Genomic DNA, 25,296 nt, shown 5'->3' with positions numbered 1-25,296 from the left:
CGCGTCCCGCAATGGAGCGATGCGCCTAAGCCGCCGCAACGCGCACCTCAAAGGAGCGATGCGCCCAAGCCGCCGCAGCGCGTCCCGCAATGGAGCGATGCGCCTAAGCCGCCGCAACGCGCACCTCAAAGGAGCGATGCGCCCAAGCCGCCGCAGCGCGTCCCGCAACGGAGCGATGCACCCAAGCCGCCGCAGCGCGCTCCTCAAAGGAGCAACGCGCCCAAACCGCCGCAGCGCGTCCCGCAACGGAGCGATGCACCCAAGCCGCCGCAACGCGCCCCGCAACCGAGCAACGCGCCCAAGCCGCTACAGGGTGCTCCCCAGGGATCAACGCGCCCAGCCGCCGCACATTCTCGCGTGACGCCGGAGCTTCCGCCGTATCCCTTCCACCCGCCTCCTCATATTTCATAATCCGGCCTTGTTCCGCATAGGTTGTAAAGTACAGGAAGGGGGCCTTTGCCAAAATGAGCCGCATTGCCCGCAAATTGCGCCAGTTGTCCGTAAATTGGTTCGATCTGCCGCAGGATATGATCACGGATATGCCCCGTCTGGTCATGACCGGCAATCGCAAGCTGGTCGTAGAGAATCATCAGGGCATTCTTCACTTCTCCGATCAGCATATGCGTCTCGCCTTAGCAGCAGGCCAACTGGAAGTGTATGGAACCAACTTGACGATCCGCGCCATCTATACCGAGGAAATCTGTATCGAGGGCGTTATCAATGATATCAAGTATCACGGAACGGGGGGAACATCGTGAAAGCTCCTGCATTTGCCGGCCTGCGAGGCTATGTCCGTGCCAGTCTGCGCGGCGACCACATCGAAACCTTTATCAATGCCACCGCGCTGGAACAAATCAGAATTTGGGATGTCCGGCGTCTCCTGGACGGCCGGGCGGAATGTTATTTGCTGGCCAGCGATTACTTGCGCCTTCGTCCGCTGTTGAAGAAGACAGGCTGCCGTATTCATGTGGAGCGGCGATTCGGGCTACCGTTCTCTATCGTACGCATCCGCCGGCGGAAGTTTTTTGCCATGGGCGGTATTCTTTTTTTGCTCGGATTGTACATGCTCTCTTCCCTCGTCTGGAGCATCGAAGTAACGGGCAATGTCCGCATTTCGGCGGAGGAAGTGCTGAAGCAGGCGAGACAGCAGGGCATTTACCCGTTCCAATGGACCTTCCGGCTGCGTGATCCGGACGCTGTCTCCAAAGCGATGAATACGCAGCTCAAGGGCGTCTCGTGGATTGGCATTGAGCGCAACGGGACAAAAATCCGGATTCATGTCGTGGAATCGACCCTGCCGGAAAATAAGGGGCTCGTTAACCCGCGCCATCTTGTCGCCAAGATCGACGGGGTTATTACGCATATCATCGCGGAGCGGGGCCGTCCGGTCGTGAGACAGCATTCTCGGGTGAAGAAGGGCGATATTCTCATCTCGGGACAAATCGGAACCGAGGAGCTGCCGAGTACGGTGGCGGCCAAGGGAGAGGTGCGGGGGCTCGTATGGCATGAATATGACGTTGCTGCCCCTCTCGTCACCAAGCGCAAAGTATATACCGGCGAGCAGAAGGAACTTCGCTATGTGACGGCAGGAGAGAGACGGCTGCAGATCGCCGGCTACGGCGGCATTCCGTTCGACAGCTATGAGACGATCGTGGTAGCGAAGCGGCTGCAATGGAGGCAGTGGGTGCTGCCGTTCGGCTGGCAGACAGAGGTGCTGAAGGAAGCCCATATTATCTCGGAGGAACGAAGTGAACAAGAGGCAGCTGCTGCGGGGCTGCAGGAGGCCCGCGCCGATGTGCTGGCCAAAAACGGTCCAGATGCTCGCATTCATGAGGAAAAAATTTTGCATCAGAAGGCGGACAATGGTAAAGTGGTCATGAAGGTGCTTTTTGAAGTGGAGCAGTCGATTGCGGAAGAATTGCCGATTGTGCCGCAGGCACAGCCGGATCCGGGTGCGCAGGAAGAAAAAGCGGCGCCTCCACAAGCGAGAGGATAATGAACGTTTAAGGAGACTGAGAGTTTTTGACGCAACCAACAATTGTCAAGCTTACACTGCAGAACGTTGCCGAGGGACTGGCTCTCTTCGGCCCGCAGGACAAGTACCTGCGCATGATTCAGAGCGGCACGGACGCGAACGTGATGTCGCGGGATGCGGAGATTTCCATTTCGGGAGAGGCGATGGAGGTTGAGAAGCTGCAGCAGCTATTCGAAGTTCTGCTGGAGCTTGTGCGGAACAACATCGCTCTATCCGAACGCGACATTCAGTACGCCATCGATTTGGCGCAGGATTGGACAGTCCATGAACTGCTCGATCTGTTCAGAGGCGAGATTGCCCATACGTACCGGGGCAAGCCGATACGGGTGAAGACGATCGGGCAGCGGCATTATGTATCCACCATTAAGAAGAAAGACATCGTGTTCGGCATTGGTCCCGCAGGGACAGGCAAGACGTATTTGGCCGTCGTCCTGGCGGTGATGGCGCTGAAGGAAGGAGCGGTCAAGCGGATTGTATTGACCCGCCCGGCCGTCGAGGCCGGGGAGAATCTGGGCTTCCTTCCGGGGGATCTGCAGGAGAAGGTAGATCCGTATTTGCGGCCGCTTTATGATGCGCTGTATGACGTCATGGGTCTTGATCAAGTCGGAAAAGCATTGGAACGGGGACTAATCGAGATCGCGCCGCTTGCTTACATGCGCGGCCGCACGCTTGATGACGCGTTCATTATTTTGGACGAAGCCCAGAATACGACGCCCGAGCAGATGAAGATGTTCCTGACACGGCTCGGATTCGGCTCGAAGATGGTCATCACCGGTGACATCACCCAGATCGATCTGCCGCGCGGCAAGCGCTCGGGCCTGGTAGAGGCTTCTCATATTTTGCATGAGATTGAAGAAATTGGCTTTGTGCACTTTGCCGAGCAGGATGTCGTTCGTCATTCCTTAGTGCAGAAAATTATTACAGCTTATCAGAAGGATAGCGAAAACCAAGGATAGAGAGGGTTGTTCTCTATGCTAAAGACAAATCGTACCGGCGACGAAAGCAAGCCGGCCCGGCAAGTGAATATGTCCGGTTGGAAATACAGCGTCGGCGTCCGCTTTCTCTTGTTTTTTCTCATCACGCTGCTGTTCTATATCAGTCTGGCTCCGAGCGTGCTGCCGGAGAAATTCGATATCGAGGTCAACGTCCGGAGCGAGAAGGACATTATCGCCCCGATTCAGATACCGGACAAGAAGGCGACGCTTAAAGCCCAGGATCAGGCGGCCGAACGGGTGCAGCCGATTTACGAGATCATTTCCTTGCGCAACGAGCGTCTGTCCGACAGCATATTTGATCGGATCGAGCAATTGAACTCGGACGAGACGATCTCTTATTCCCAGAAGGTGGATGTGTTCCGACGGGAAATTCCGGAGATGGTGAAGGATCATATTCGCCAGTTCCTGACGACGGGACGGAATACCAACACCTATTCCAACGTGATGCTGGAGGAAATAAGCAAGCGTCTCGAAGAGCAGACCTACCGTATTCCCGAGGAAACGTATATCAAGATCGCGAGATTGACCAAGGAAGATATTACGGAAATGAAATCGGTCGCCCGGGAGCTTGTATCGAAGCTGATGAGCGATGCGGTGCCCGAAGCGGCGATCGCCAGGGCGAAGGTGCCCGAATACGTGAACGCCAGCTCCCTGAACAAGCGCTCGGCGCGTGAAGTCGTGCAGGAACTGGTCCGGCTCGTCATTACGCCGAACAAGTTCTACGACGATGAAGCGACGAAGGAAGCGAAGGTTCAGGCACGCGAGAATACGCCGCCGGTATTTATTAAGCAGGGCGATATTTTCGTCAAAAAGGGCCAGCTGATTACACAAGAAATGTATGATTTGCTGCGTGAGAATGATCTGCTGAAGACCGAAGTCAACTATTGGCCGCAATTCGGCTTACTGCTTCTGTCGGCGTTGTTCTCGCTCGTCTTGTTCATGTTCATGCGCCAGGCGAGCCATACGCATTTCAAATTCAACAATGTTCAGCTGCTGATGCTGCTGCTCATTTTCACCATCAATATCATTGCTGTCCATATTATCGCGTACTCACAGACGGAAGACGCGGTATTTATCGGCTACGCGGCGCCTGTCGCCATGGGCGTCATGCTGATTACGCTCCTGATCGATCTGCCGCTCGCCTATATTAGCGCGGTCGTGCTGAGCATCGTCGCCAGCATCATTTTGAATACGCATCAGGGGGCGCTGTTCGATTTCCATTTCGGATTTTTCGCCCTCGTTACATCCTATGCGGCGATATTTGCGATTCACCGGGCAAGCCAGCGCTCGACGATTTTGAAGGCAGGCATTATGGTGTGCATCTTCGGCAGCTTGACGGTACTGACGCTGTCCATGCTGAACGGGGATGCGCTCAATCAGCGCGAAACGATGCTCGCCGCGGCGTTCGCCTTTGCGAGCGGACTGCTGAATGCGGTGCTGGTGATGGGACTGATGCCGTTTTTCGAAGTGACCTTCGGCATTTTGTCCGCGCTGAAGCTGGTCGAGCTGTCCAACCCGAACCACCCGCTCCTGCGGAAGCTGTTGACCGAGACGCCGGGTACGTATCATCACAGCGTCATGGTCGGGAATCTGGCGGAGCAGGCGGCCGAAGCAATCGGGGCCAACGGGCTGCTCTGCCGGGTGGGTGCATTCTATCACGACATCGGCAAGACGAAGCGTCCGAGCTATTTCATCGAGAATCAGACGAATATGGACAATCCGCATGACTTCATCGATCCGAAGCTGAGCACTTCGATTATCGTGGCGCATGCCCGCGACGGGGCCGAGATGCTGAAGGACTATAAGCTGCCGAAGCCGATTCGGGATATTGCCGAGCAGCATCATGGCACGACATTTTTGAAGTACTTCTATTTCAAGGCGTTGAAGCTGGCCAAGGAGCAGGGCAAGGAGCCCGATTTCACGGAAGATGACTTCCGTTATCCGGGGCCGAAGGCGCAATCGAAGGAAGCGGCTGTCGTCGGCATTGCCGACTGCGTGGAAGCGGCGGTTCGTTCGCTTCGCCACCCGACGGTGGAGCAGATTGAATCGATGATTCAAAAAATCATTAAAGACCGTCTGGATGACAATCAATTCAACGAATGCGATCTGACCTTGCGCGAGCTGGACATTATCGGTCATTCGCTGAAGCAGACCGTGATGGGGATTTTCCATTCCCGCATCGAATATCCGGACGATCCGAAGGCGAGGCCGGGCGATGCCAAGCCGGAATCCGCTTCGGGTGCTGCGGCCGGCGAGAAGAAGGAGCAGCAGGCGGATGAGGCAGTTGTCGAGGCGGAGTCGGACCAAGCGGCAAGGTCGGAAGCTGAGCCGAAGCCGGACGCGCCAAGCAGCGAACCGGCTCCGGAACGGGACGACAAATCGTAGAGCGTGATGAAGGAGATTACGGAACATGCACACTGTGAAGCTGGAATGGAACAATGAACAGGAGCGGCTTCCGATTGAACCGCCGCTGATCGAACTGCTGGAGCGAATCCTGCAGGAAGCGGCCCGGTCAGAGGGAGTAGACGGAGGAGAAGTGGCTCTTACCTTCGTCGACGACGCGGCCATCCACGAACTGAACCGGGAGTATCGCGGCATCGATCGTCCGACGGATGTGCTGTCCTTCGCGATGCAAGAATCGACCGATGAAGAGATGGACATCTTATACGAAGTGGAAGAGGATGTAGAACTGACCGGTCTGGACGATGACTTGCTCGGCGATGTTATCATTTCCACCGAACGCGCGCAGGCTCAGGCCGAGGAATATGGGCATTCGCTCGAACGGGAGATCGGATTTTTGTTCGTACACGGCTTCCTTCATCTGCTCGGCTATGATCACCAGGATGAGAAGAGCGAGCGCGAGATGATGGACAAGCAGGAGGCGGTTCTTGGCCGGGTTGGACTGATTCGCTAATGAGACGGCCGTGGGCGAATACATTCCGGGTAGCATGGGAAGGCATCCTCTATGCCTTCCGCACCCAGCGGAATATGCGCGTTCATGCTGCGGCCGCTGTGGCAGCCTGTCTGTTGGGAGCGGGCTTCAGGATATCGACAGGCGAATGGCTGTGGCTGGCCCTCGCCATCACGCTGGTGGTGTCGGCCGAATTGATGAATACGGCGGTAGAATCAGCGGTCGATCTCACGATGCCCGACCCGCATCCTTTGGCCAAAATCACGAAGGATACCGCCGCAGGAGCAGTGCTCGTGACCGCGGTATTTGCCGTAATCGTCGGCGTGGTCTTGTTCGCGGGGCGTCTGCTGCAGCTGCTGCGGACCTTCATATAAGGGTGGAACGCATCGCAAGCGGTGATTGCCGGAATTGCATTTATTTTGCAGCGGCGGTCACCGCTTGCGTACATATATGATAAAATAAACAGGAGGCAACTTGCGTTGAACACATTTCAAGATGAACCGAGATCGAACCGAACCTCATTCAAATCCGGCTTTGTAGCCATCGTCGGCCGGCCGAATGTCGGCAAATCGACGTTAATGAATCATGTCATCGGTCAGAAAATCGCCATTATGTCCGACAAGCCCCAGACTACGCGGAACAAAATCCACGGAGTCTATACGACGGAGGATACGCAAATCGTATTTCTGGATACGCCGGGCATTCATAAGCGCAAATCGAAGCTGGGCGACTATATGAACCAGGTGGCCTACAATACCTTGAACGAGGTTGAGGTCATTTTATTTCTTGTCGATGTTTCAGCAGGACTCGGCAGCGGGGATAAATTTGTCATGGAGCAACTGGTGAAGGTGAAGACACCGGTCATTCTCGTGATGAACAAAATTGATCAGGTGCATCCCGATGAGCTGCCTCCGATGATTAAATCGTACAATGAACTGTTCGAATTCGCGGAGATCGTGCCTATCTCTGCGCTTCAAGGCAATAATGTCAACCGCCTGTTGGACGTGCTGGGCTCCTATATGCCGGAAGGGCCGAAATACTATCCGGACGATCAGATTACCGATCATCCGGAGCAGTTCGTCGTAGCGGAGCTGATCCGGGAGAAAATTTTGCACTTGACCCGGGAAGAGATCCCGCACTCGATTGCGGTCGCGATCGAGGATATGAGAGTTCAGGACAACGGTGTCGTCTATATCTCCGCCGTTATTTATGTGGAGCGGGATTCGCAGAAGGGCATCGTCATCGGCAAGCAAGGAGCGCTCCTGAAGGAGATTGGCAAGCTTGCCCGCAAGGATATAGAGCATTTGCTCGGATCGAAAACGTTCATGGAGCTATGGGTCAAAGTGAAGAAGGACTGGCGCAATCAAGAACGGATTCTTCGTGATCTCGGCTTCCGCCACGATGCGTAAGACGGCGGCAGGCGGATTCTTTCGCGCACAAGTCCGTGCCGATCGTGACCAAATATTGCATGGGATAATCTTGATACCGCAGCGCAACCTAAGGATGGAACGCATAGTCATTTCCAACGAAAGGGGATATACGGATGCATGATTTCTCGTGGAACGTATTTGCCATGACGGGAGATGTTGATGCTTATTTGTTGTATAAGCAGTCCAGACAGCTGTCGGAAACGGAAGAATCTTCGCTAGACGTACCGCCGTTGGATAATTCAGCGGAATCATAGATTTATAGAGGTACCATTACCATTCAAGCAACGTAATGCGCATGGGAGGACGAGCGTGCTATATCGGGTGGAAGGAATCGTCATCCGCAGTATGGATTACGGGGAAGGGAACAAGATCATCACGCTGTGCACCAAATCGCACGGCAAAGTCGGCGTCCTAGTGCGGGGAGCGAAGAAGGTGCGCAGCCGTCATGCGGCTGCCACTCAGCTCTTTACTTACGGGGAATATGTCTATTTCCGCGGAATGGGGCATATCGGCACCTTGAATTCATGCGAGATTCTGGAGGGGCATCATACACTGCGCGAGCAGCTTCATCTGGCCGCCTACGCCTCTTACGCAGCTGAATTGGTCGACCGGGCCTTGCAGGACGAGGAAGCCGGCGGCGCCATGTTCGATCAGTTGCATGCGTATTTAGAGGCGTTGGAGGCCGGCAAGGATGCGCAGGTGACGACGCATTTGCTGGAGATGAAGCTATGGCAGCGCACCGGCGTTGGGCCCCAGCTGTATGCCTGCGTCAGCTGCGGCAGGGAGGACGACCTGAGCGGAGTCGGCTGGCGTCTCGGCGGCGCCTTCTGCCGTGCCTGCCTGATGCGGGAGCATGAGCAATATAAGGCGGGACCGGCGATGCTGACCCTGCTCCGCCAGTTCGAAAAAGCGGATCTCCGCCGGCTGGGAAATGTGACTCTGAAGCCGGAGACGAAGCTGCGGCTGCGCGCATTCATGCGCGGCTATATGGACACGCATGTCGGCGTCCGCTTGAAATCGCAGCAGTTCCTCGATCAGATGGAGAAGTATGATTTGGCCAATCTTGACGACTAGAATGCCATTCGTTATAATGAATCCAAGCTGTAGATAGATTGGCTTGCGTTGAAGAAGGAAGTAGTTCGTCCAAGCTTCGAGATATAGCGATCCGGGGATGGTGTAAGCCCGGACGAACGGGCGAATGAACAGGCACTTTGGAGCAAGGAACGGAGAAAGTGGAATGATTGCGGCTGGAGCGTATGGCAACATGCGCAAGGGCTGAGGCAATCGTTCAAGTAGGGTGGAACCGCGGGAAGATAACTCTCGTCCCTACGTCTGGCAGCAGACGTAGGGCGGGAGTTTTTTTGCGCGCTCGTCGGGCATGCCGCGAATGTAAAGGCAAAGGAGAGAAAGCCATGAATTTTCAGCAAATGATATTGACGCTTCAACACTTCTGGTCCGAGCAGAACTGCATCCTCGTGCAGCCTTATGATGTGGAAAAGGGAGCCGGCACGATGAATCCGATGACGTTTTTGCGTTCCATCGGGCCGGAGCCGTGGAATGTCGCTTATGTGGAGCCATCGCGCCGCCCGGCGGACGGCCGTTATGGCGAGAACCCGAACCGGTTGTATCAGCATCATCAATTCCAGGTGATTCTGAAGCCATCGCCGGACAATATCCAGGAGCTCTATCTTGAGAGCTTGCGCCGCCTTGGCATCGATCCGCTCCAGCACGACATCCGGTTCGTCGAGGATAACTGGGAAGCTCCGACGCTGGGCGCATGGGGACTCGGCTGGGAAGTATGGCTCGACGGAATGGAGATTACCCAATTTACTTATTTCCAGCAGGTCGGCGGCATTGACGCGCATCCGGTATCGGTCGAGATTACGTACGGGCTTGAACGCCTGGCATCATATATTCAAGAGAAAGAGAATGTGTTCGATCTGGAATGGGTCGATGGGGTCACCTACGGTGATGTCTTCCACCAGCCGGAATACGAGCATTCGAAATATACGTTTGAAGTGAGCGACACGGCAATGCTGTTCTCGTTATTCACGATGTATGAGCAGGAAGCGAATCGGGCGATGGAGCAGCATCTCGTCTTCCCGGCCTACGATTATGTGCTCAAATGCTCGCATACGTTCAATTTGCTGGATGCGCGCGGAGCCATCAGTGTAACCGAACGTACCGGCTACATTGTCCGGGTGCGGAATCTTGCCCGCCAAGTTGCGGCCACGTATTTGGAGGAACGGGAGAAGCTCGGCTTCCCGCTGTTGAAGAAGGGAGAGGAACGCCATGCCTAAAGATATATTATTGGAGCTTGGACTGGAAGAAGTGCCGGCACGCTTCATGCGCCCTGCGATGGAGCAGCTGCAGAGCCGGATGGAACGCTGGCTGACGGAATCACGGATCGGATTCGCCAGGATTCAAGTATATGGGACGCCTCGCCGCTTGGCTGTCATCGTTCGCGAGGCAGCCGATAAGCAGACGGATATTCACGAGGAAGTGAAGGGGCCCGCACGCAAGATCGCGCTTGACGAGAACGGCGCTTGGACGAAGGCCGCGCTTGGCTTTGCCCGTAGTCAGGGCATTGAGCCGGAGCAGCTGTTTTTCCAGGAGTTGAACGGTGTTGAATACGTGTATGCCAACAAGAGCAGTATCGGAACGGAGACGTCCGCTGTGCTGAGCGACGGCCTCGCTTCGCTTATCCAGGCGATGACGTTCCCGAAAAACATGCGCTGGGGAGATAAGGAAATGCGCTATGTTCGTCCGATCCGCTGGATCGTGGCGCTGCATGGGACAGATATTATTCCATTGGAAATCGCGGGTGTGCAGGCAGGGAATATTTCGCGCGGCCACCGCTTCCTCGGCGGAGAGGTGGCAATCGACGAGCCGGCTCACTATGTGGAACGCTTGCGGGAGCAATGTGTGATCGCGGACGCTGATGAGCGGGTGGCGGAGATTACACGCCAGATTGACGCGCTGGCCGCGGAAAAGGGCTGGCATATCGCTGTCAAGGACGATCTGCTGGAAGAGGTGCTGTTCCTGGTCGAGTACCCGACCGTGCTGTACGGCACATTTGACGAGGCGTTCCTGCACATTCCGCAGGATGTGCTGATTACGTCGATGCGCGAGCATCAGCGTTACTTCCCGGTTCTGAATGCGGAGCGGCAGCTGCAGCCGTTCTTCGTCACCGTCCGGAATGGCGATGCGGCCGGATTGGAACAAGTCGTGAAGGGTAACGAGAAGGTGCTTCGCGCCCGCTTGTCGGATGCCAAGTTCTTCTACGAGGAAGATCAGAAGCTTCGCATTATCGATTGCGTGCATAAGCTCGATTCAATCGTGTTCCACGAGGAGCTGGGTACAATCGGCGACAAAATCCGCCGGCTGCATGCGATTGCCGACGCGCTCGCCCTGGCGGTGGAGGCCGATCGGGAGACCGCGCTGTGGGTGAGCCGGGCCGCAGATATTTGCAAGTTCGACCTCGTGACGCAAATGGTTTATGAATTTCCGGAGCTGCAGGGCATGATGGGAGAAGATTATGCCCGCAAGGCCGGGGAGCCGGAGGCGGTCGCCCGCGCCATCAATGAGCATTACAAGCCGCGGTATTCCGGTGATCCGGCGCCAGACACGCTTGTGGGCTGCATTATCAGCCTCGCGGATAAGCTGGATACGCTCGTCGGCTGCTTCGCCATCGGCATTATTCCGACAGGCTCGCAGGATCCGTACGGCCTGCGCCGCCAAGCGACGGGAATTGTCCAGGTGCTGCTGGAGCGCGGCCTGCCGCTGACGCTTCATATGATGCTCGATATTGCGCTGGACGTACACGAGAAGGCGCAATTGCTGAAGCGGAGCAGCGAGGAGGTCCGGCGGGATCTCGTGGAATTTTTCGGCTTGCGCGTGAAAAATGTGCTGGCCGATTCCGTTCGCTACGACGTGGTCGATGCCATTATGGCATCGGGCTATGACGATGTGAAGCAGACGGTGGCACGTGCGGACGCGCTGATGCAGGCCGTGGCCGGTGAGGAGTTCAAGCTGACGGCCGAATCGTTCAACCGCGTATGCAATCTCGCGGCCAAGGCGGTATCGGAAGCCATCGATGCCAATCGGTTCGAGCATGATGCGGAACGAGAGCTGTTCGATCGCTGGACCGAAGTGCATGAGGCTTATGATGCGGCGTTCGCGGATGCCGCCCAGGCTCTTGCCGTGCTGGGACGGCTTCAGGATCCGGTCAACCGCTTTTTCGACCAGGTGATGGTCATGGCCGAGGATGAAGCGGTCCGGGCGAACCGGCTTGCCCTTCTCGCCAACATTGCGGCCGATATTCGCCGGTATGCCGATTTCTCCAAGCTCGTCTGGGCATCCTGAATATACAATGTGGCCGACGCAGCGACATGCGCCGGCATGGCTGGAACATGAAGAAGATTTTCTTCGACATGTTCCTTCCTTTTTGTCCGGACTTCGACAAAAAACGCCGAAAACCATTCGGAAATTCACGTTTGCGAAGCAGGATTTTTACGGCTTACAGCGTATATAATAGTAACGGTGAAAATATAACTTTCATTTTGACGCCGTCTTTATGAAATGGGTGAGTCGCATGTCTGACAAGCTTCGTATCTTGGTGGATGCGGATGCCTGCCCGGTCAAGAACGAGATAATCGCCGCTGCGCTGGAGCAGGAGGCCGCGGTGTTATTTGTCGCTTCCTATGCGGCGTTTGCTCCGGACTGGCAGTTGGCGAATTACGACATTCATACCGTATTTGTCGATCAGGCGTTCCAGGCGGCGGATATCTATATCGCGAATGCAGCGCGGTCAGGAGACATAGTCGTGACAAGCGATTATGGGTTGGCCGCGCTCTGTCTGCCGCGTGGAGCTTCCGTCTTGATGCCTCGGGGCGGCGAATTGACCGCCGATAATGTGGATGAATATTTGTCGAGGCGGCATTTCTCGGCCAAAGCCCGCAGGGCGGGACTTCGCACGAAGGGGCCCCGGGCGATGAGCGAACAGGACCGGATCAACTTCCAACATAAGTTGACAAAACTTTTGCAGCGGGAGCAGGAGAAATTGAGCCCGTAGCGAAATAGTAATACGTGTTTAGATGAAGGTGGTTGGACGAACAGTGAGCAATTATGGACTGATTCCCGACGAAGTGCTGGACGAAGTACTGCAGCGTAATGATATTGCGGATGTCGTCGGCCAATATGTCCATTTGTCGAAGCACGGTAAGTATTTGAAGGGATTGTGTCCGTTCCATTCGGAGAAGACGCCCTCCTTCACCGTCACGCCGGAGAAGCAGATTTTCCATTGCTACGGATGCGGCAAGAGCGGCAATGTCATTCACTTCATGATGGGAATTGAAGGGTATTCTTTCCCGGAGGCTGTTCGGCATCTCGCTGAAGCGGCTAACATGCCGGTGACGTGGGGGACGGGGAACGCGAAGGCGGAACGGGATCCTTACCATGAGGCGAAGGCGCGGCTGATCGAGGCCCATGAGCTTGCAGCGAAGCTGTATCATTATATTTTAATGAATACGACGCATGGTCAGGCTGCCCTCCAATATTTGCGGAACCGGGGAATCCATGACAAGCTTATCGAGCAGTTTCAGATAGGGTATGCCCCTCCGCAGTGGGATACGCTTGTACAACTGCTCGGCAAGCGGGAATTCGACCTGGAAGGCATGGAGAAGGGCGGTCTCGTCTCGAAGCGGCAGAACGGCAGTGGTTATATCGATCGTTTCCGAGACCGGATTATGTTCCCGATCTGGAACCGGAATGGCCAAGCGATCGCTTTTGCCGGCCGAATATTGGGGGAAGGACAACCCAAATATTTGAACTCCCCCGAGACGATGCTGTTCAACAAATCGAAAGTGCTGTACAACTTGCATCATGCGCGGCCTTACATTAAGCGAACCGGCCATATCATTCTGTTAGAAGGGTTCGCGGATGTCATCCAAGGCTGGGACGCCGAAGTGTATCATACGGTGGCGACTATGGGAACGGCGCTGACGCCTGACCATATAACCCAGATGAAGCGGATGGCGGACAGCGTGACCTTGTGCTACGACGGGGATGAAGCCGGACAGGCCGCGGCGATGAAGGCGATCCCAATGCTGGAGGAGGCAGGGCTTCACGTTGCGGTAGCCATGATACCGGACCGGATGGATCCGGATGACTTCATTAAAGCGCACGGCGCCGAACGGTTCCGTCATACCGTAACGGCAGCGGCGGTAACTCCTACGAAATTCAAGCTTATTTCTTTGCGCAGGAATCATATACTGCTAGAGGATGATGGAAAGCGGCGTTTCAAGGATGAAGCGATGCGCGTCATTGCGGCGGTTGAATCGCCGGTGGAACGCGAGCTTCATTTGAAGGAGCTGGCGCAGCAGCTTGATCTGCAGGGCGAGTCGTCGTTCGACGCGCTCAAGCAGGAGTGTGCCACGATAAGACAGCGGCAAAAAATGAACGGGCACGGGGATAATCAAGACAATTGGTGGAATAATGGTAGAAATGATAAGCGTACCATAGCCCAGCCTGCGCTGCGCCCGGCCTATGTCTATGCGGAGCGGAGCTTGCTGGCTCTCATGTTCCAGGATATCGAGGTTGCCGATTATGTGGAGCGGCATCTTGGTGAACGGTTTAATGTAGATGATCATGCGGCACTTGCCGCTTATCTATATGCTTATTACGCGCAAGGCAAGGAGCCGGATTTCAGCCGGTTCCTGGCAACATTGCATGACGAACGCTTGGAGAAAGTCGCTGCCTCCATATCGCTCTCCGAAGTATCTCTTCGTTATGATACCGAGCTGCTGGATGATTATATTATGCAGATTCTTAAAGTGCCCAGACAGCGCGAGATCGAACGCAAAAGAGAAGAAATGGTGCAAGCGGAACGTTCCGGCGAAGTATTGCGCGCGGCGCAAATCGCACAAGAAATTATAGCCCTAGAGCAAGAACTGAAGCGGTAGCAGGCGGAGGATTCTAGGGAGGAGGGAGTCGGAAAATGGCGAATGATCAGCATACTGGACTTGAAACGGAAACCGCGCTGGAACATGCGAAGGACCAGTTGATTGAACTCGGCAAAAAGCGAGGATCGCTCAGCTACAAAGAGATAGCCGAGAAAATGGCGACGTTCGACCAAGACCCGGAACAAATGGATGAGTTCTATGAGCAGCTCTCCGATCTGGGTATTGAAGTAAGTGAAGCCGATGATGAGATGGGCGCTCGTACCAATGAACGCGAGAACGATGATTCGGACGATTTTCATTTTGATGATGATCTGTCACTGCCGCCGGGCATCAAAATCAATGACCCGGTGCGGATGTACCTTAAAGAGATCGGCCGTGTTCCGCTCTTGTCGGCTGAAGAGGAGATTGAACTTGCGAAGCGGATCGAGCAGGGCGATTCGGAAGCGAAGAAGCGCTTGACCGAGGCCAATCTGCGGTTGGTCGTCAGTATTGCCAAGCGTTATGTCGGGAGGGGAATGCTGTTCCTTGATTTGATCCAAGAAGGAAATATGGGGCTTATCAAAGCGGTGGAGAAATTTGACCACAGCAAAGGATATAAATTCAGTACCTATGCGACCTGGTGGATTCGCCAAGCGATTACGCGGGCCATCGCGGATCAGGCGCGTACGATCCGGATTCCGGTCCATATGGTCGAGACGATCAACAAGCTCGTTCGCGTCTCTCGTCAACTGCTTCAGGAGCTGGGACGCGAACCGACGCCGGAAGAGATTGCAGCCGAGATGGAATTGAGCGTAGAGAAGGTACGCGAGATAATGAAGATTGCACAGGAGCCGGTCTCCTTGGAGACGCCAATCGGCGAAGAGGACGACTCGCATCTAGGCGATTTCATCGAGGATCAGGAGGCGCTGGCTCCGGCGGACGCCGCCGCGTACGAGCTGCTGAAGGAGCAGTTGGAGGATGTGCTTGACACGCTGACCGAGCGTGAGGAGAACGTGCTGCGCCTGCGCTTCGGCCTGGACGACGGCCGGACGAGAACGCTGGAAGAAGTGGGCAAAGTATTTGGCGTAACGCGCGAGCGCATTCGTCAAATCGAGGCGAAGGCTCTCCGCAAGCTGCGTCACCCAAGCCGAAGCAAGCGGTTAAAAGATTTCTTAGAATAATGGTGTGCAAGAGACCTTCTGATGCCCTTGCCGGCGTGATGAAGGTCTTTTGCATAGAGGAAGCAGCGCAAGAGCCGCGCTGTCCTCGGCCACTCGGCCAACAAGGCAGGGCGGCGGCATGACGTTCCGGGAGGTGTACAGGCAATGGATCCTCAGCAACGCCAATGGATGGCCCAGGAAATCGCACGCTGGCGGAAAAACCGGCTGCTGCCTGCAGCCTATTGCAATTTCCTGGCGCAGCTATATGATGTGCCCCTGGATGCGCAGGAGGAAGGTTCGAATGACACCGCCCGTTCCTGGTCGGATCGCATCGCTTCCTTGCGGCCAACGTCCTGGATGGTTGTTTTTTTCATTTTTGTATTGTTTTGTCTTGTCGGATTTCATTTTACCGCTTTTGCGGCTCCAATGCAAATTGGCGTCATTGCGGTCCCTGCGCTTGTGCTGACCGCCTTGGCATGGCGGAGCCGGAAGACGAATCTGCGGAGGACTCGGTGGCGGGCACTTCTGGCTTGCCTTACCTTGTCCGGCGGCGGCTGGCTTGTGCTGAAGGCTCAGGGATGGCCGGCATGGTGGCCGACCGTGGTCTGGCTCGTTGTCTCCGCTATTGCCTGGCTCTTATGCGGCATGCTGGCGCGTTCCGGACTGATGCAGGGAGCGGGCTGGCTTCATGCCGCTGCCGCTTATGGCTGCATCCTGCAGATTGCGATGACGGATCTGACCCTCGGCGAGAGCCAATGGCTGTGGCTCCCGGAGAGCGGCTTGTTCGTCTGGATGGCATGGGCGGTTCACCGCCTGTCTCCGAGGATCTCGGCAGGCCTGCTCATCGCCTCCGCCGGACTCTGGTTCATGCCGGAGGCGGTCTGGATTGCCGCCCGCGCATGGAGTCAGCTGGAAGCGGATCCAGAACTGCTTTCCTTCCTGTTGGGGAAATGGATCATTTTATGGTGTAGTGCTTTTTACTTCAGAAAACAGTGGGTGAAATGGATACGTGAACATCAAACTGTCCAAGCGGCTGCAGCAAATCGCTGATTGGGTGCCGGCAGGCAGCCGTCTGGCCGATATCGGCTCGGATCATGCATTGCTGCCGGCCTATCTGGCGGAACAACAACGAATTGAGATGGCGGTGGCCGGCGAGGTGAATCAAGGCCCTTATGAGGCGGCGTGCCGCCAGATTGAAGGCGCCCGGCTGGCTCATCGCGTAAGTGTGCGCCGGGGGGACGGCCTGGCCGTCATCTCGCCGGGCGAGGTCGATGTCATTTCGATCGCGGGCATGGGCGGAGGTCTTATCGTCCAGATTTTATCTGCCGATCCGGGCAAGCTGGCGGGAGTGACCCGCTTGGTCCTGCAGCCGAATGTGGGAGAGGCTCATGTCAGGGCCTGGCTGCGCCAGGAGGGCTGGAATCTGCTGGAGGAAGCCTTGGTCGAGGAAGACGGCAAGCTGTATGAGGTGCTGTTGGCCGAACGGGCAGGCAGCGAGGAAGAGGCCGTACAGCATGATCGCCGCTTGTACGCTCCCCGCGAGTTGAACGCGCAGGTGACGTTGACCGAGGAATGGCTGGTGCAGCTCGGCCCGATGCTGTCGGCTGCGCCAACGTCGGAATTCATGAAGAAGTGGCAGCTGGAAGTTCGCAAGAGAGCGCGCATTCTGCGCACGATGGAGCAGGCTGCGACGGAAGAAGCCAGACAGCGCCGCGCGATGTTCGCGGACAGCCTGGCACAATTGGAGGCGATATTGGCATGTATGCACACGCGCAAACCGTAATTCAATGGATGGAGCAGCTCGCTCCCAAATCGATGGCGGTTCCTGATGACCGCATCGGCCTGCAATTGGGCACATTGAACAAAAAGGTGTCCCGGGTGCTTGTCGCCCTGGACGTGACCGAAGAGGTCGTCGATGAAGCGATTCGGCTCGAGGCGGAGCTCATTATTGCCCATCACGCCATTATTTATCGGCCGCTTCCTCATTTGCAGACCGATACGGCGGCCGGCAAGCTGATGGAGAAGCTGATCAAGCATGATATCGCGGTCTACATTTCTCATACGAACTATGATGTTGCTCCGGGCGGGATGAACGATCAGATGGCAGAACGGCTCCAACTGACCGGGGTGGAGGTGCTGGAGAAGCTGCACCAGGAGCCGCTGCAAAAGCTGGTCGTGTTCGTCCCGGTAAGTCATGCGGATTCGGTGCGAATGGCGATCCTGGATGCTGGGGCCGGTCATATCGGGGCATACAGCCATTGCTGCTTCTCGCAGCCGGGGACCGGAACGTTCCAGCCGCAGGACGGAACCAATCCGTTCATCGGCGAATCCGGGAAGCTGGAGTCCGTCGAGGAAGTGCGCATTGAGACGATCGTACCGAAGTCGCGGCGCAGCCTGGTGCTGCAAGCGATGTTCAAGGCCCATCCTTATGAGGAGGTGGCCTACGATCTGTATCCGGTCGATCTGGAAGGGACGGCTTATGGCCTTGGCCGGGTTGGCAAGCTGCCGGCTCCAGTGACCCTGCAAGCCTTTGCCGAGCAGGTGAAACAGGCCTTCGACGTACCGCATGTGCGCGTCGTAGGAGGCCCGGAACGCGAGGTGAAGAAGATTGCCGTGCTGGGGGGCTCCGGTTCCCGCTATGTGCGGCATGCGCTCTTCCATGGCGCTGATGTCCTTGTCACGGGCGATATCGACTATCATACGGCCCATGATGCGCTCGCGGCCGGTCTGGCCATTATCGATCCGGGGCATAACGCCGAGAAGATGATGAAGGAGGATGTCGCTTCGCGCCTCCAGCAGACCGCTGACAAGCAAGGCGTGAAGACGGTCTTTCATGCTTCATCCGTAAATACCGAACCGTTTCAATTTATGTAAAAGTTACTGGTTGAGTTTCTGGCCAGAACCTAGTATACTAACGAATGTTGTCGGAAAGTTTGACAGACAATCGCTGGTGACTTCCGTCACGAGAGGAAAGTCCGGGCTCCATAGGGCAAGGATGCTGGATAACGTCCAGTCAGCGCAAGCTGAAGGATAGTGCCACAGAAATGGACCGCCGATGGCCGTCTTCATGACGGCACAGGCAAGGGTGGAACCGTGGTGTAAGAGACCACGAGGAACGCTGGTGACTTCGTTCCTGGTAAACCCCATCTGGAGCAAGACCTAATGGGACGCACGCCTGTCTGTACAGGCACCTCGGCCCGAGGCGCGTCTGGGTTGGTCGCTTGAGCGGTGCAGCAATGCACAGCCTAGATAGATGATTGTCGCTTAGTAGTGGAAGGGTTGCCCCCGTGATACCACGATGAGTACAGAACCCGGCTTATGGCAAGCTTTCCGAAGCTGCAACTTTCTATGCTATCATATACACGAACACACCCGCAGGATTTTCCTGCGGGTGTTTTGCCGTGTTACATACCGATGAAGCGGGAGATGAAGCGGTTCAGCTTCCGCTCAAGGTTCTGCGGGTAGAGAGACAGGGAGGAGTTGCCCTGTTCCGCCATGCTTAATGCGCGGGCGACGTCGATTTTGCCATAGCCGAAGTCGATATCCTTGCCCGGCGTGCCCAGATCCGTAGCGCTCTGGCGCATGATCTCGTACACCTCTGTATTTTTGAGCCCCGGGTTGATCGAACGAATAAGTGCCGCAAGCGCCGTCACATGCGGCGATGCCATGGACGTGCCTGACAAGGCGGCATATTGATTGTTCGGATAGGTGCTGGCGATTGAGGTGCCGGGCGCCACGACATCGACGTAATTGCCGTAATTGGAATAGGAGGCGCGCTTGTCATCCTCGTCGGTCGCAGAGACCGCGAATACTTCGGGATAAGCTGCCGGGTAGCCCGGGCGCTTCGTATTGTCATTGCCTGTAGCGGCGATGAGAACGACATCGCGCTCGAACGCGTATTTGACCGCATCATGGAGGAATGCCCCGTCCACATAGTTGCCGAGGCTCAGGTTGATGACTTTGGCGCCATTATCGGTGGCCCAAATAATCCCTTCCGCCACGGAATAGGTCGTTCCCGATCCGGTGCTGTCCAGCGCCTTGACCGGCAATATCGGATTCACCCAGGTCATGCCGGCTACGCCTTCCCGATTGTTCACATTGGCTCCGATAATGCCGGCCACATGGGTGCCGTGGCCGACATCGTCCTGGGGCGGAGAACCCGGATCGAACACATTATGGCCATCCAGCAGCCGGCCCTTCAGGTCATGGTGCTTCATGTCGACCCCGGTGTCGACGACCCCGATAATGACATTGTCGGATCCTTTGCTGATGGACCAGCCCCGGTTCGTCTGAATGCTGGGCAAGTTCCATTGATAGGGCTTGTATAAGGTGTCGTTCGGCTCTTCGACGGCCACGGCGGCCGGCTCGTTCCCAACCATCGGCAATACGCTTGTCGGGCGAGACTTGCCGTTCGTCATGTACAGAAAATGAGGCTCGACATACAGCGGATCGTACTGGGCGAAATATTGGGTCATTTGTTCCGCTGTCATCCGACTGGATCGGAACACATAGGTAGCGCCCAGCTTGTGTTTGCGCGGCTGTTCGCTTCCGGTCTCCCGCGTCATTCGCTGCAAAGCATCCGCTGTCGGCTCATCCCGGAACCGCACGACGACTTCGTTCTCATAGTAATGGCTTGTTCCGGCATTGTCTTCCCCATCCTTCACCTTCACGTCACGCATCGAATCCGAATCCACGGATTTGACGCGGAACTTGGATTCGGGCGGATAAGGGACGAGGCGCAAATTTTTCTGCTGAAGCTTGCGCACGGTCTGAACGACATGCTGATTGACGAGGGCCACGATGGCATGGTTCTTGCCGGGGGCCGGTATCCCCATGACGATATGATGCTTGCCTTGGATGGTCAGCTGCGGGGATACGTACGATTCCTGCTTTTTAACGGACGATTCCGCGATTTTCAACTGCTCCATCAATTTTTGATTGTCAGTCCGCGTCGTATCCTTCGGCAGCTCTCCTTTGACCCAATCCGTCCCCTTGCCGAAATCCATCCATTTCATATAAATGAAATGGGGGTGCGCTTGGATAAACTTCTCGGCGAGCGTATTCATCTGCTTCGGCGTCTGCCCATGCCACTCTTCGAGCGCGGTATCGATGTCTCGGCGGGCGTCCATGGTGAACAAGCGCTCCGTAAAGTGCATATCCTGTTGAAGAACCTTATTTTTAATATGAGTTTCCTGCATCGCGGCCGTACGTCCGTTCTCAACCGGAGCGCGGTTCGCGGACCAGAGTAAGGGAATGGCCAGAATTGCCGTTCCCAGAGCGGCAATGCCTACCCAATGGCGGGGTTTCAACATATGATGTTCCTCCTTGTCCGGGCCGTATCCATCTGCTCCAGCCACACGGAACATTGTCGTCTGGGGAGCGCGGGGTATGGAAGATTTGGCTTTAGCTTGAGACGTTGCGGGCCAAATTATTCGGACGGCAAAAGGAAGCCAAACATTGGTTGCGGACAGTACCTTTTTGCTTTTATTTATGGTAGGATAAAATGGCAAAAAGGTATGCGTTTGAAGCGTTCAGGTATGCAATGACGCGATTAAGGGAGGAGCTTTTTCCATGTCAGCATCCACAGTAAGACAGCAATGCGAGTTGGCGCGGGGCCATGTGGCACAAGCAGCAGACAAACTGGAGCAGTTTTTGAACGGGCATACGCTGGCCCACTTGGCCGGGGAGCAGACAGATGAAGAAACGTTGGCTTTTTACAAAGGAATACTGGCAGATTTCCGGCACTTGCTCGTTTTTTCCGAAGTCAGTTATGAGCGGCTCGGCGTAGCGCTGCGGCGGGCGAATTTCGAGCAGCCGTTTGCGGAGAAAGCGCTGTATGAGCTGTATCATCATTGCGTGCATGCCTTCTTCAATCCGAAGCATGAAGCGTATACCGAGGATGGACGGTACGCGTATACCGGCCGGGAAGCGATACGCTTCCGCATAACCCCCGAGCCCGGGGTGAAGCGCTTGGTTCAGGAATTGTCCCGGCTGTTCGAAGAGCTGCGGGAGGAGCTAAGCTATTACGAAAGCGATTATTTGTCAGAGCGGAGAATGCAGCTTACCCAATGAATGGGCGAAGCTTAGCCGATGGCCAGCCGCACAAATACCGGAATGATAGTCAATGACGCTTCGGATTGGAACGGAGCGTCTTTTTGTGTTGGAAATGGGTAAGGCGGCCCGGCATAGGGGTGGTGGCGGCAGGACATCCTGTGTAACGGAGGTGACTGACATGAGTGACAAGCCATTGGTGAATTGCAGTGTATCCAACTGCAAGTTTTGGGGCGATTACCGCTGTCAAGCCAGCGAGATTATGATTGAAATCGATAAGCACGCATCCGCGAATTTGAAGTCGGAATTCGCTGAAGAGTATGGCCGCCACAAAGATACAGCTTCCAAATCATCCGTAACCTGCTGCCAAACGTTTGAACCGAAATAACATAAGGTACGGGAGGGACAATGGGATGAAAAAAGCGAAAGGCCGCCGCCACAAAAAGAATCGCCACCGCGAGTCGATCGCGCGGGATACCGAATTCTCTGCCGAAGCAGGGACCCTTCCTCCTCGGGAGGCGATGAGCGTTGACGCCGAGAAGGAACGGGAAGAAGTCGATCATTTTTCCGGAGTGGGCGCTGTCGCCGTAGGGTTTTCTCTTGTATCGGTCATCATATTTCCCTTTGTGCTTGGCCTAAGCGGCATCGCGCTTGGAGGCCTGTCGTATTTGCAAGGGAGCCGTACCTTGGGAATGATCGCCATCTTAGTTGGTATTTTCGCCATCGTGCTTCGCCTGATGATGCTGGCCTCCATGTAAACGCACTTTGTTCAGGGCTTGTAACCGCTGCGGCGGGAACAAGCTCTTTCTCATATAGAATGAAAAGTCCGCCGCAAAAAAGATGGTGCGATCAGCGGAAAACGTGTAAAATAACAAGTAATGTCGAAGTTGCAGGGGATCAACAACGGCGGAAGCGGGAATAATGGTGCGCTTCCCATGCTGTTTTGATCTTTTTTGTTTGCAGTGGATGTTCAAAAAGTCCGCTTTTGATCACGAAGCCATACAGGAAGTAACTCGGCGTCGAATCTTGCATTCACTCTCGAATAGCTTATGCTTCCGAAGTATGTTTCCTGCGGAAACATTTTAGCTCATGTAGTCTTGCCTACACTGCGCTGTTCCTTGCAAGTTTTGTGGAGCAAAACTCGCTTCGGAAGCATAGGCTTTGAGTTCATGCAACCTTCTCGGTGCTGAAAACCGGCCTTTTTGAACGTTCTTGATAAGGGTGTTCCCCAATTCGGCAGGAACACGGCTATAAGGAGGATTAGCTTGAAAACTTCAACGAGGTCAATGCTATATTTTGATCATAGCGCCTCCACGCCTCCGCATCCGGACGTCATTCGGACGATGACGGAAGTAATGGAGAAAATATATGCGAATCCGTCTTCGATTCATGAATTGGGAGGCCAGGCGGAGCAACTGGTCCGGCGGGCGCGCGAAGTCGTGGCCGGCGCGTTGAACGCGTCTCCGAATGATGTCATTTTCACGTCCGGTGCGACCGAGAGCAACAACCTGGCCATTTTGGGAACGGTTCGGGCTCTTGCCGGAGGCCGCCCGCGGCATATTATTACGTCGGCGATCGAGCATGCCTCCGTCCACGAATGCTTCCGGGAGTTGGAGCGGGAGGGCGTCGCCGTCACGTATTTGCCCGTAGATGAGCATGGGCGCATCCGTACCGAGGATCTGGAAGCGGCGATCCGGCCGGAGACGGTGCTCATTTCGCTGATGCATGTCAATAATGAGACCGGATCGGTGCAGCCTCTTGCTGAGGCAGGCCGCATCGTGGGCGCGCATCCGGGTATCGTGTTCCACGTGGACGGCGTGCAGGGCCTGGGCAAGCTGCCGGTCGATCTGGAAGGATGGGGCGTGCATCTGTACAGCCTCTCCGGGCATAAAATCCGAGGCCCGAAAGGAGTCGGCGCCTTGCTGCGGCGGGGACAAGCCCCGTTGAAGCCATTGTTCGCCGGAGGAGCGCAGGAGCACCGTCTTCGGCCGGGAACTGTCAATGTGCCGGGCGTGATCGCTCTGTCCAAGGCGGTCCGTCTCGCCGTCGAAGAGCAGCAGGCGAATTACGAGCGCTGGTCTGAGCTGCGCGGGCAGCTGATCCGTCAGTTGGAGGAATTGGAGCCGCTTGTGTTGAACAGTCCGCCGCTTCCTCTTGCCGCACCGCATATCGTCAATCTCTCGTTCCCCGGCATGAAGTCCGAAGTGGTCGTGCATGCGCTCGAAGAACTGGGGATTATCGTGTCCACCCAATCGGCATGCTCCTCCAAGCTGCACCAGCCGAGCCGGGTGCTGATGGAGATGACGAACGATACGGAACGCGCCGCCAGCGGGCTTCGCATCAGCATGGGCGCCGAGACCGATGCGGCAAGCATTGAGCGTCTGTCCGACGCATTGACGGAAGTGACGAAGCGGCTGGCTCCCATGCGGACAAGCCGAAGATAAATAGGGGAAAGGATCGAACCAGCTATGAATTACGATATGATACTTCTCCGATACGGGGAATTGGCCATCAAAGGAAAGAACCGCGGCAGATTTGAAAAAGCCGCCTACCAGCATGTCAAGTTCGTGCTGGCACCGTTCCCGCAGGTCAAAATTATCCGGGTATACGGCCGGATGTACGTGGAACTGAACGGAGAGCCGATAGATGAGGTGGTTGGCGCCCTGCGCCGGGTGTTCGGCATCGTGTCGCTCAGCCCGGTGAAGCGGGCTCCTTCGGAGCTGGAACCGATTGTAGAGACGGCGCTGCAGCTCATGGCCGAGATGAATCCGGGGGAGAATACGACCTTCAAGGTCACGGCCCGGAGAGCCTGGAAAGCCTTCCCGCACGGATCGCAGGAAATGAATCATCTGGTCGGCGCCCCGATTCTGCGCCAATACCCGCAGCTCACCGTCGATGTCCGCAAGCCCGATATCGAACTGCATGTCGAGGTGCGCGAGGAAGGGACCTATCTGTTCAACGAGGTTATTCCAGGCGCTGGCGGCTTCCCGCTGGCATCCAACGGGCGGGCCATGCTGCTGCTGTCCGGCGGAATCGACAGCCCGGTTGCCGGGTATCAGGCGCTGCGCAAAGGCTTGGAAATCGAGGCGATTCATTTCCACAGCTATCCGTTCACGAGCGAACGGGCCAAGCAGAAGGTGCTGGATCTGGCTCAGGTGCTCGCCAACTATGCCGGGCGGATACGGGTGCACCTCGTCCCGTTCACCGAGATTCAGACCCGGCTGCATCAGGAAGCGCCGGACAATTTAATGATTACGCTGATGCGGCGGGCGATGATGCGCATTTCGACCCGGTTGGCCGAACAGCGCAAAGCCGGGGCGCTTGTCTCGGGGGACAGTCTCGGGCAAGTGGCGAGCCAGACGCTCGGAAGCATGAATGTCATCGGTCGCGTTACCGATCTGCCGCTGCTGCGTCCGCTTGTCACGATGGACAAAAATGAAATTATCCGGATTGCGGAGCAGATCGGAACGTATGACCTGTCCATCCTGCCTTACGAGGATTGCTGTACCTTGTTCGTGCCGAAATCGCCCTCGACCAATCCGAATCTGCGTGTCGTCGAATATGCCGAGTATTCCATGAAGGATTATGAAACGCTCCTGGAAGCGGCAGTGGCTCAGACAGAGTCCCTCGTCCTGCGGGCCGGCGGAAGTCCTGACACTGCAATTGTCCTGTCCGGGCCGGAACGGCAAGATGCGCCTGGAACGGAAGTATCCGGCAAGCCGGACGACCAGCCTGCCCGGACGGATGACTGGTTCTAATCCCTTATAGAAGAT

Annotated in this window: 24 protein-coding genes and 1 other RNA gene; 23 read left to right on the top strand and 2 right to left on the bottom strand. The window is 56.0% G+C overall.

Annotated elements, in window-relative coordinates; all coding sequences use genetic code 11:
• Window positions 1–103 precede the first annotated feature (103 nt).
• Window positions 104–463, bottom strand: coding sequence for a hypothetical protein (locus DQX05_RS04370; RefSeq protein ID WP_119791181.1), 360 nt, complete (start codon window positions 461–463; stop codon window positions 104–106).
• Window position 464: 1 nt separating this feature from the next.
• On the opposite strand from DQX05_RS04370, the gene yqfC reads away from it, so the two are divergent.
• From yqfC to rnpB, 18 genes are all read left to right on the top strand, one after another.
• Window positions 465–758, top strand: coding sequence for a sporulation protein YqfC (yqfC, locus tag DQX05_RS04365; RefSeq protein WP_119791180.1), 294 nt, complete (start codon window positions 465–467; stop codon window positions 756–758).
• Window positions 755–1,996 carry a sporulation protein YqfD gene (gene yqfD / locus DQX05_RS04360; RefSeq protein ID WP_119791178.1) on the top strand — a complete coding sequence of 414 codons (1,242 nt, stop codon included), beginning with the start codon at window positions 755–757 and terminating at the stop codon, window positions 1,994–1,996. The genes yqfC and yqfD overlap by 4 nt, the downstream gene beginning before the upstream one ends.
• 26 nt (window positions 1,997–2,022) lie before the next feature.
• Complete coding sequence (locus tag DQX05_RS04355) at window positions 2,023–2,991, top strand: PhoH family protein (protein WP_119791176.1); 969 nt, start codon at window positions 2,023–2,025, stop codon at window positions 2,989–2,991.
• A 15-nt stretch (window positions 2,992–3,006) separates the two neighbouring features.
• Entirely contained in the window at window positions 3,007–5,415 is a 2,409-nt protein-coding gene (locus tag DQX05_RS04350; protein ID WP_119791174.1) for an HD family phosphohydrolase, read from the top strand.
• Between the two features lie 25 nt (window positions 5,416–5,440).
• A complete protein-coding gene (gene ybeY, locus DQX05_RS04345; RefSeq protein ID WP_119791172.1) occupies window positions 5,441–5,944 on the top strand; it encodes an rRNA maturation RNase YbeY in 504 nt (167 codons plus the stop codon).
• Window positions 5,944–6,315, top strand: a complete 372-nt coding sequence (locus DQX05_RS04340; protein ID WP_119791171.1) for a diacylglycerol kinase family protein — start codon at window positions 5,944–5,946, stop codon at window positions 6,313–6,315. Before ybeY ends, DQX05_RS04340 begins: the two co-directional genes overlap by 1 nt.
• Before the next feature lie 105 nt (window positions 6,316–6,420).
• The gene (era, locus tag DQX05_RS04335) at window positions 6,421–7,350 is read left to right on the top strand and encodes a GTPase Era (protein ID WP_119791169.1); all 930 of its coding nucleotides are present in this window, start codon (window positions 6,421–6,423) and stop codon (window positions 7,348–7,350) included.
• 134 nt (window positions 7,351–7,484) lie between these two features.
• On the top strand, window positions 7,485–7,625 hold the full coding sequence (locus tag DQX05_RS04330) for a YqzL family protein (protein WP_087442117.1): 141 nt from the start codon (window positions 7,485–7,487) through the stop codon (window positions 7,623–7,625).
• Window positions 7,626–7,680: 55 nt separating this feature from the next.
• The gene (gene recO, locus DQX05_RS04325) at window positions 7,681–8,445 is read left to right on the top strand and encodes a DNA repair protein RecO (protein WP_119791167.1); all 765 of its coding nucleotides are present in this window, start codon (window positions 7,681–7,683) and stop codon (window positions 8,443–8,445) included.
• Window positions 8,446–8,783: 338 nt separating this feature from the next.
• Window positions 8,784–9,671, top strand: a complete 888-nt coding sequence (gene glyQ / locus DQX05_RS04320) for a glycine--tRNA ligase subunit alpha (protein WP_119791166.1) — start codon at window positions 8,784–8,786, stop codon at window positions 9,669–9,671.
• The gene (gene glyS, locus DQX05_RS04315) at window positions 9,664–11,736 is read left to right on the top strand and encodes a glycine--tRNA ligase subunit beta (protein ID WP_119791164.1); all 2,073 of its coding nucleotides are present in this window, start codon (window positions 9,664–9,666) and stop codon (window positions 11,734–11,736) included. The genes glyQ and glyS overlap by 8 nt, the downstream gene beginning before the upstream one ends.
• 229 nt (window positions 11,737–11,965) lie before the next feature.
• Complete coding sequence (locus DQX05_RS04310) at window positions 11,966–12,445, top strand: YaiI/YqxD family protein (protein WP_240764831.1); 480 nt, start codon at window positions 11,966–11,968, stop codon at window positions 12,443–12,445.
• Between the two features lie 22 nt (window positions 12,446–12,467).
• Entirely contained in the window at window positions 12,468–14,333 is a 1,866-nt protein-coding gene (gene dnaG, locus DQX05_RS04305; RefSeq protein WP_182914614.1) for a DNA primase, read from the top strand.
• A 35-nt stretch (window positions 14,334–14,368) separates the two neighbouring features.
• The gene (gene rpoD / locus DQX05_RS04300) at window positions 14,369–15,493 is read left to right on the top strand and encodes an RNA polymerase sigma factor RpoD (protein ID WP_119791160.1); all 1,125 of its coding nucleotides are present in this window, start codon (window positions 14,369–14,371) and stop codon (window positions 15,491–15,493) included.
• A gap of 144 nt (window positions 15,494–15,637) precedes the next feature.
• Window positions 15,638–16,522: a hypothetical protein gene (locus DQX05_RS04295; protein ID WP_119791158.1), complete on the top strand. Its 885-nt coding sequence runs from the start codon at window positions 15,638–15,640 to the stop codon at window positions 16,520–16,522.
• Window positions 16,482–17,255: a tRNA (adenine(22)-N(1))-methyltransferase gene (locus DQX05_RS04290; protein WP_119791156.1), complete on the top strand. Its 774-nt coding sequence runs from the start codon at window positions 16,482–16,484 to the stop codon at window positions 17,253–17,255. Before DQX05_RS04295 ends, DQX05_RS04290 begins: the two co-directional genes overlap by 41 nt.
• Window positions 17,231–18,346 carry a Nif3-like dinuclear metal center hexameric protein gene (locus DQX05_RS04285; protein ID WP_119791154.1) on the top strand — a complete coding sequence of 372 codons (1,116 nt, stop codon included), beginning with the start codon at window positions 17,231–17,233 and terminating at the stop codon, window positions 18,344–18,346. The genes DQX05_RS04290 and DQX05_RS04285 overlap by 25 nt, the downstream gene beginning before the upstream one ends.
• 54 nt (window positions 18,347–18,400) lie before the next feature.
• Window positions 18,401–18,806: RNase P RNA component class A (gene rnpB / locus DQX05_RS04280), an RNA gene on the top strand.
• Window positions 18,807–18,876: 70 nt separating this feature from the next.
• Here rnpB and DQX05_RS04275 read toward each other — a convergent pair.
• Window positions 18,877–20,784 (bottom strand): S8 family peptidase, encoded by a 1,908-nt coding sequence (locus tag DQX05_RS04275; protein ID WP_119791152.1) that lies wholly within the window; start codon window positions 20,782–20,784, stop codon window positions 18,877–18,879.
• A gap of 259 nt (window positions 20,785–21,043) precedes the next feature.
• Here DQX05_RS04275 and DQX05_RS04270 point away from each other — a divergent pair, with 259 nt between their 5' ends.
• The 5 genes from DQX05_RS04270 to thiI all read left to right on the top strand — a co-directional run bounded on the left by DQX05_RS04270 (window position 21,044) and on the right by thiI (window position 25,281).
• A complete protein-coding gene (locus DQX05_RS04270) occupies window positions 21,044–21,544 on the top strand; it encodes a DUF3907 family protein (protein WP_119791150.1) in 501 nt (166 codons plus the stop codon).
• Window positions 21,545–21,704: 160 nt separating this feature from the next.
• Complete coding sequence (locus tag DQX05_RS04265; protein ID WP_087442129.1) at window positions 21,705–21,911, top strand: DUF1540 domain-containing protein; 207 nt, start codon at window positions 21,705–21,707, stop codon at window positions 21,909–21,911.
• Between the two features lie 25 nt (window positions 21,912–21,936).
• Complete coding sequence (locus tag DQX05_RS04260) at window positions 21,937–22,281, top strand: hypothetical protein (RefSeq protein ID WP_119791148.1); 345 nt, start codon at window positions 21,937–21,939, stop codon at window positions 22,279–22,281.
• A 528-nt stretch (window positions 22,282–22,809) separates the two neighbouring features.
• Window positions 22,810–23,967 carry a cysteine desulfurase family protein gene (locus tag DQX05_RS04255; protein ID WP_182914625.1) on the top strand — a complete coding sequence of 386 codons (1,158 nt, stop codon included), beginning with the start codon at window positions 22,810–22,812 and terminating at the stop codon, window positions 23,965–23,967.
• A 24-nt stretch (window positions 23,968–23,991) separates the two neighbouring features.
• The gene (gene thiI, locus DQX05_RS04250) at window positions 23,992–25,281 is read left to right on the top strand and encodes a tRNA uracil 4-sulfurtransferase ThiI (protein ID WP_119791144.1); all 1,290 of its coding nucleotides are present in this window, start codon (window positions 23,992–23,994) and stop codon (window positions 25,279–25,281) included.
• The last annotated feature ends 15 nt before the right edge of the window (window positions 25,282–25,296 follow it).

The organism is Paenibacillus thiaminolyticus (assembly GCF_003591545.1).
Taxonomy (GTDB): domain Bacteria; phylum Bacillota; class Bacilli; order Paenibacillales; family Paenibacillaceae; genus Paenibacillus_B; species Paenibacillus_B thiaminolyticus_A.
The sequence above is the reverse complement of the archived record's forward strand: the minus strand, read 5'-3'. Positions and strand labels throughout refer to the sequence as shown.